Source organism: Candidatus Jidaibacter acanthamoeba (assembly GCF_000815465.1).
GTDB classification, from domain to species: Bacteria; Pseudomonadota; Alphaproteobacteria; order Rickettsiales; family Midichloriaceae; genus Jidaibacter; species Jidaibacter acanthamoebae.
Map to the genome: position 1 here is coordinate 1 of NZ_JSWE01000161.1, position 265 is coordinate 265.

Annotated in this window: 1 pseudogene; it reads left to right on the plus strand. The window is 35.8% G+C overall.

Annotated elements, in window-relative coordinates:
* Positions 1 to 265: pseudogene (locus NF27_RS12575) on the plus strand (IS6 family transposase); the annotation flags it as partial.

Genomic DNA, 265 nt, shown 5'->3' on the forward strand with positions numbered 1-265 from the left:
TAGATTTCAAATGGCGCCACTATGAAGGGGAGATTATATTATTATGTGTACGCTGGTATTTGAGGTATAGAGTTAGTTATCGTAACTTAAGTGAAATGATGGAAGAAAGAGGATTAAACATCTGCCCAAGTACCATATACAGGTGGGTTCAGCATTATGGCCCTGAAATACAAAAGAAAGTTAGCTATTTTATCAAATCCACCAACGCTTCCTGGTACCTGGATGAAACTTATATCAAGGTTAAAGGTAAATGGTTATACTTATA